6 protein-coding genes and 1 pseudogene are annotated in these 6,993 nt (G+C 69.3%); 6 read left to right on the top strand and 1 reads right to left on the bottom strand.

Annotation, left to right across the window (positions count from 1 at the left end; translation table 11 throughout):
* A pseudogene (locus tag IH45_RS0114355) lies at positions 1-276 on the bottom strand (hypothetical protein); the annotation flags it as partial.
* Between the two features lie 191 nt (positions 277-467).
* Here IH45_RS0114355 and IH45_RS0114350 point away from each other — a divergent pair.
* From IH45_RS0114350 to IH45_RS0114325, 6 genes are all read left to right on the top strand, one after another.
* The gene (locus IH45_RS0114350) at positions 468-1,796 is read left to right on the top strand and encodes a cytochrome P450 (protein ID WP_050514832.1); all 1,329 of its coding nucleotides are present in this window, start codon (positions 468-470) and stop codon (positions 1,794-1,796) included.
* 25 nt (positions 1,797-1,821) lie between these two features.
* Complete coding sequence (locus IH45_RS0114345; protein ID WP_030666873.1) at positions 1,822-2,646, top strand: thioesterase family protein; 825 nt, start codon at positions 1,822-1,824, stop codon at positions 2,644-2,646.
* 278 nt (positions 2,647-2,924) lie between these two features.
* Complete coding sequence (locus IH45_RS0114340) at positions 2,925-4,445, top strand: AbfB domain-containing protein (protein WP_158813083.1); 1,521 nt, start codon at positions 2,925-2,927, stop codon at positions 4,443-4,445.
* A gap of 67 nt (positions 4,446-4,512) precedes the next feature.
* Positions 4,513-5,052, top strand: coding sequence for an RICIN domain-containing protein (locus IH45_RS0114335; RefSeq protein WP_050514831.1), 540 nt, complete (start codon positions 4,513-4,515; stop codon positions 5,050-5,052).
* Positions 5,053-5,116: 64 nt separating this feature from the next.
* Positions 5,117-5,656: an RICIN domain-containing protein gene (locus IH45_RS0114330; protein ID WP_030666867.1), complete on the top strand. Its 540-nt coding sequence runs from the start codon at positions 5,117-5,119 to the stop codon at positions 5,654-5,656.
* Positions 5,657-5,821: 165 nt separating this feature from the next.
* Positions 5,822-6,934 carry a hypothetical protein gene (locus tag IH45_RS0114325; RefSeq protein WP_234440541.1) on the top strand — a complete coding sequence of 371 codons (1,113 nt, stop codon included), beginning with the start codon at positions 5,822-5,824 and terminating at the stop codon, positions 6,932-6,934.
* Positions 6,935-6,993 lie beyond the last annotated feature (59 nt).

Raw genomic sequence — 6,993 nt, 5'->3', positions numbered from 1 at the left:
GGCTGGGGCTGCGGGCGCGACGAGGTGGGGGAGGGGGTGGGCCGCTGGCTTGGCGGAGGGGTCTGCGTGGGCGACGGCGTAGGTGTGGGCGAGGGCGACTGGGTTGGCGTCGGTGTGGGTGTCGGCGTCGGTGTTGAGCAGGGCCAGAGCCAGTCCCAGTTCCACTCCGGTGGCAACGGCCAGCCGGTCGGGAGCGAGCAGATCCACTCCCAGCCCGGTGGCGGCGGCCGGCCGGTCCGCGCGTGCACCGACCTGTCCGTACAAGCGTTCGCGCACGCGTCAGCGGGCGGCCGGGCCGGTGCCGCGCGCGCCGCGGCAGGCGCCGACAGCACCGCCAGGGCGACCAGCAGCGGTATGAGAAGCGCCGCAGGTTGGACGCTGAGGAAACGTTGCGATCCCTTCACGCCGTGATGTTGCACAAGGCGGGCTGCCGTCAGCCGCCGCGCAGGCCTGATTCCCCCGAACGGATGGAATACCGTACGGTCGCCTGCGTGAGAGCAGCCGACGTGTTCACACCACGGACGTATGCCACCGGGGTCCCGTACGAGCTCTTCCGCGAGCTGCGCGCGGCCCGGCCGGTGTGCTGGATCGAGGAGCCGGCGGTCGACGGCTGGCCCGCCGGGCCCGGCTACTGGGCGGTGCTGCGCCACGCCGACGTCAAACACGTCCTGCGCACCCCCGGGACCTACTCCTCCCACCTGGGCGCGACCCAGATCCGCGACCCCGACACCGAGGAGGACCTCGCGTTCGTCCGGGCGATGATGCTCAACCAGGACCCGCCGGACCACGCGCGCATCCGGCGCATCGTCGCCGCGGCCTTCACCCCGCGCGCGGTACGGGAGTTGGCGCAGGTCATCGACGCGCGGGCGCGGGCCCTGGTGGCGGAGGTGGCACGGGCGGGCGAGGCGGACTTCGTCACCGTGGCCGGCGACCTCCCCGTATGGACGCTGGCCCACGTCATGGGCGTCCCGGAGGAGGACCGGCAGCTGCTCTTCGACTGGTCGAACCGCGTCATCGGCTACCAGGACGACGCGTACGCCACCTCCAGCACCGCGGACCCGGCCGGCCTCAGCCCGATGGGCCGGGCCGCCCTGCGCCACCGGCCCGCCCCGGCGCTCCGCCCGGACGGACGCCCGGTCAACCCGCGCTCGCGCCGCGCGCTGGCCGACATGTTCGCGTACGCCCACGCCCTGGCCGAACACCCGCGCCCCGGCACCGTGATGGCCCACCTACGGGAAGGCGGCCTGACCCGCGCCGAGTTCGAGAACACCTTCTTCCTCTTCGCCGTGGCCGGAAACGAAACCCTGCGCAACGGCATCCCCGGCGGCCTGCTCACCCTCCTCCAGCACCCGGACCAGTTCGCACTCCTCCGCCGGAAACCGGAACTGATCGCCGGCGCAGTCGAGGAAATGCTGCGCTACTGGCCCCCAGTGATCGACTTCCGCCGCACCGCCGCCCGCGACACCGAACTCGGCGGCCAGCGCATCCGCCGCGGCGACAAGGTCGTCGTCTACCACGCCTCGGCCAACCGCGACGAAACGGTCTTCCCCGCCCCCGACCACTTCGACATCACCCGCACCCCGAACGACCACCTCAGCTTCGGCTTCGGCCCACACTTCTGCCTGGGCAGCCACCTGGCCCGCCTCCAGATGCGGGCGGTACTGCGACACGTGCTGGAGCGGCTGCCGGGGCTGGAACTGGCGGGGGAGCCGGTGCGGTTGGTGTCGAACTTTCAGAACGGGTTGCGGAGATTGCCGGTGAGGGTGGGGCGCAGTGGGCCGGTAGGTGCGGATTAAGTGCGGTGGTGTGTAGGAAGTCTTCATGACTTCTACGACTGAACATCGCCCGGCCGAGCTGGATTCGAAAGCCGAGGCGTTCTACCGGAGCCTCGGGAACGACCGCTACGAGAGCAGTTCAGCGACCGCGGGACCGTGGAGCCCCAAAGCCCAGCACGCAGGCCCTCCCTCGGCCCTGCTGGGCCGGGCGTTGGAGCAGCATGAGGCCCGCGAGGGATTCCGTATCGCACGCGTAACCGTCGAACTGCCGCGCCCGGTACCCGTCGCGGAACTGCACGTACAGGTGCGCACCCTCCGTGCCGGTGGGCGTGCGGAGTTGGTCGAGGGCGAACTGACCTCGGGCGGCGAGACGGTGATGCTGGCACGGGCGTGGCGGATGGCCGTCAGCCCGGCCGACACCCCGCAATTGCGTCCGGAGTCCGAACCGCCGCCCCTGCCCGGACCGCAGCCGCCGCACACCATGCTCGGCGCGCACCTGGACGGATACATCGCCGCCATGGAATGGCGCTTCGAACCCGGAAAGAACTTCGACACCCCCGGGCCGGGCACTGCCTGGGCACGCCAGCGCATCCCCCTGGTGGCCGGCGAACCGGACACGCCACTGACGCGTGCTCTCACCCTGGCCGACAGCAACTGGGCAGTTTCCTTCGAACTCGACCATGTCCGACAGTTCGTCATCAACACCGACATCACCCTGGCACTGCACCGTGAGCCGGTCGGTGAATGGCTCTGTATCCGGTCGGCGACGGCTGCCAGTCCCGGTGGGTCGGGGGTGGCGGCCGGTCAGCTTTATGACGGGGTGGGGGACTGCGGGCGCATAGTGCAGACGTTGTTGGTGGGTGGGCGCTGAAGGCCCGCCTGGGGCGGCGATGGGCCCCCTTCTTCCCGTAAAGGTTGTCCCGAAACCCTGTCAGCTTGTCTGGAAGCGGCGAAAGCGGACAACTTTGGAAAGTCTGATTTGACTCTTATGAGGTGAGGATCAAGACTTCCCTGGCGTTCGTCGTGTACACATCCAGGTCGCCCGTACGGGGGGCTAGAGGGGTTCCTGAGACAAAAATGCATAAGGACAACACAGGTGCCGTGCGCACCGATTCCGCCCGTGCGCGGCGGCTCGTCACACGTGGGATCGTGACCGCCACGGCTCTGGTGGCGGTTACCGGCATCGCCGCTCCGGCCGGTGCCTTCGCGGCTCCTTCAGGCGCCGCGGGAGCGGTGGCGGATGTCAGCCGCACCGGCGTGGAGCAGCGCGTCGACGCGGCCTCGATACTCGAATTCGAGCTGACTCCCGAGCAGTACGCGATGAGCGACCGCGACTTCATCCTCGTGCTGTGGAGAAAGGCCAAGGATGCCGGCGGTAGGTGGGACGCGATACGCGTGGCCGCCGAGGAGGCCTTCGCCAGCACCTCCGCCGACGATCACGTCCGCTTCATCACCGACGGTATCCGCAAGGCGTCCGTCATCGATGCGAAGCGGCAGCAGGAGGAGGCGGCCGAGGACCGCAACACACGCACCCTCAAGTCGCAGGCGCTGATCGCGGTCGGTATTCCCACCAGCCCCGAGCTGCTGGGGCTCAGTGACGAGAACTTCATCCGCGCGATCATGAAGCACGAAGCCACCACACCGGAGGTCAGGAAGGCCGCCAGCCAGGCTCTGGGGGAGAAGGACCCGGCCGCCTGGCGTGAGTTCATCACCAACGGCGTTCGTGAGGCCCACGACCGTGACACGGCGAACGAGCGCAAGGAGCTGGAGCAGAAGGACCGCGAGAAGGCCCAGCGTCAGCTGGAGCTGGATGCCCGCCGGAACGCCGGCTCGCTGTTCGGCATCGTGCCTTCCGAGGCCATGCTGATTCTCGGCGATGACAACTTCATCCGTGAGCTGATCAACCGGACTCCGGCCGAGGCCCAAGACACCGAGCTGTTCGCCGCGGCGCAGAAGGCGCTGAACAGCTCAGATGCGGCGGACTGGCGGACGTTCATCCACTCCGGCGCCAATCAGGCATACAAGCGTGACGCCGAGATCAAAGCGAAGAAGAAGGCCGACTCGGACCGCCGGAAGGCCCTCGCCATCCAGGCCCAGGCGGCCAAGACGGGCGTGCGACCCAACCTCGTCGCCGCGGCGGAGAAGGCGCTCCGGGGCACGCCCGAGGACGTCTCCGTGTTCCTCCGGGAGGGCCAGTACCGTGCCCTGCGGCAGTCCCTCCAGGCTCCGAAGATGAGCGGCTGGTTCATCCGCCAGTCCAGCGTCGACGGCGGCAGCACCTTCCTGGCGCCGGTCGGCGCCAAGGGCAAGGAGTCCGACCGTGAGGACGCCACTTGGATCGTCCAGGACGCGCTGGCCGCCGAGCCCGGCTGCTTCTCCTTCGAGTCCGTACGCAAGCCCGGTTTCTACCTGACGCTGAAGGACTCCCGGGTACGGATCGCTCCGAGCGACGACAGCCCGGAGTTCCGGAAGGACGCCACCTGGTGCGCGCACAAGGGCCTCGCCGGTGACGGTACGTCCTTCACGTCCAAGTCCAACAAGGACTCCTACCTGCGGCAGTACAAGGGTGACCTCTACGCGGCCGTCAAGGGCGGCAAGCGTGGCTTCGAGACGGCCAAGGACTTCGAGCAGGACGTCACCTGGAAGCTGTCCACCCCGCTCGCCGGCTGATCCCGGCCCACCCGAACCATTCGGCGTCACGGACGTCATCACCTTGAGAAGTAGAACGGAACTCACGATGTCCCGGCCCATACGAGCCGCACTGGCCACCGCCGCCGGTCTCACCGCGCTCGTCGGCGGTACGGCCACCGCCCACGCCGCCCCGGTCGCCTCCGCACCGGCTCTGGCGAAGCTCCAGGCAGCGCACAGCGGTAAGTGCCTCACCATCACCAACGGCAGCTTCAACAACGGCGCCAACGCCGCGCAGTCGACCTGCGTCGACGGCCTTGACAACCAGGTCTTCGAGCTCGCCCCCGCCGGTGACGGAACCTTCGAAATACGGGCGAAGCACAGCGGCAAGTGCCTCGAAGTGCGCGGCGGCGGCACCAAGGCGGGCGACAACGTCTGGCAGTGGTGGTGCGGCGAGGGCGACCACCAGCGCTGGCGGTTCCGCCTGGTCGAGGTCGCCAAGGAGCTGTTCGAACTGCGCCCCGAGCACGCGCCGAACCAGTGCCTGGACGTCTACGACAGCCAGACGGCGGACGGTGCCAACGTCACTCAGTTCACCTGCAACGGCGGCGACAACCAGCGCTGGCGGATCCTGCCGGTGGCCGGCTGACGCGTCGCCTGCCGACCGCGTGCTCCTTGACGACAACACTGTGAGAAGAAGAGAGAACCACACCATGGCACGGATCACCCGAGCCGCGCTGGCCACGGCCGGCATGGTCGCCGCGCTGGCCGGCGGCACGACGACTGCCCACGCGGCAGGCGCCGCACCCGCCCCGGTCGTGGAGACCGTCCAGTTCCAGTTTGCCCACACCGGCAAGTGCCTGGACGCTTCCCCCTATACGGCGGGGAACAAGATGAAGGTGCAGCAGCTCACCTGCAACGGCACCGACGCTCAGAAGTGGCGCGTCGTGCCCACCGTGGAGTCCACCTTCGAGCTGCGCAACACGGTCAGCGGATGGTGCCTGGAGGTGCGCCGGTCGCAGCCCCAGTCCGGTGCCGAGGTCTGGCAGTGGCCTTGCAGCGGCGAAAAGCACCAGCGCTGGACGTTCGGTCTCCTGGACCCGATCAACAAGCTCTACGAGATCCGCCCCACGCACACCGGCGACCAGTGTCTGGACATCGGCCACGCCCAGGACACCGAAGGCGTCGCGCCCTGGCAGTGGAAGTGCAACCAGGGCATCGCCCAGCAGTGGCGCATCCTGCCGGTCAAGTGACCGGCCGAGCCGTGCCATTGGGACGCGGCGGACTTCTGATGTGAGCAGGCGGTGCCGCCACCGGCTCTGCCGGTGGCGGCACCGCCCTCACCTTCTTTCACGTAACCGGCCGCAGCACGGCACCTGCTGTGCTGCCTGCCGAATTTCTTCTCCGAGGGGACTTGAGTGAGACGTCAGTGGTGGATCGCCCAGGCGTTGACGTGCAGCGTGCTGGTCGGCGCGAGCGCCGTCGCGGGAACGGCACCGGCGTGGGCCGACGCTCCGGTGAGCGCCTCAGCCGCCCATGGCGGGGCCTCCGCTCAGGACTCCGACGCGGCCGCGCTCATGACCGCCGAGGCGGCCGAGCAGGCCCGCAAGGAAGTGCTCAACTACGCGATGACCAACCCGTATGCGGAAGTCCGCATGTCGGCCTGGAACGCCTTGCGGAGCGACGACCCGGAGGCGGTCCAGAAGTGGCTGGCTCCCGGTGGCGGCTACACCTTCGCCCGCAACCGGGCCCGTAGCCTCAGGGCCCGCAACAAGGCCTACATCGAACGGATCATCCGTACGCACCCCGCAAGTTACTCCCCCGAGGTGCGGGCCGCCGCCGAGCGGGCCCTGAAGGGCAGCTTCGACGACCAGGAGAAGTTCGTCCGCACGGGTTACGCCGAGGCCCAGCAGCGCGACCGTGCCAAGCGTGACGCCGATACCCAGCACAAGCAGGTGATCGCCGCCGCCAACCGCGAGTTCGTGGGCCGGCTCGCCGAGCAGGACCCGGGCGAGCAGGTGCGGACGGCCGCCCGGTGGGCGTTGCGGCCCGGTGCCACCGACGACGACATCGCGGAGTTCTACGGCTACGGCTGGGCGTCCGGCGCCGCGCTGGACCTGGAGAGCCACCGGTCCCGGATCGCGGACGAGGAATCGCTGCGCCATTACCAGCTGACCCGTCTGATCCAGATGGCCGCGGCGGCCGAGGAAGCCGTCAAGGGTGCTGCCGACGCGGCGCAGGCCAGGGCGAACGCCGAGCGGGCCTGGCAGGCGGTGGCCGGGCACGCCGACGCCGCACGCAAGGCATGGCTGGCCGAGCAGGCCACCGCTGAGACCCAGTCGAAGAACTGGCGGGCCATCGCCGAACACGCCAAGACCTCCGCCGATGACATCTGGAAGAACATCGCCGACCCGGCCGGGACCACCGGCGACGCGTGGACCAAGCAGCAGGCGGGCGCCGTCGAATCGGCCGCATTCTGGCAGAACATGTTCGACCGGGCCATGGAAGGCGAGAAGCGGGTGAAGGGCTGACCCCCCTTCCTCGTCTCCCGTAGCGCAAACTCCGCCTTTCCCACACCTACCCTGCCCTG

This window comes from Streptomyces rimosus subsp. rimosus, from assembly GCF_000720725.1.
GTDB classification, from domain to species: Bacteria; Actinomycetota; Actinomycetes; order Streptomycetales; family Streptomycetaceae; genus Streptomyces; species Streptomyces rimosus_A.
Note: the sequence above shows the minus strand (reverse complement) of the source record. Positions and strands in the feature narration are given on the sequence as shown.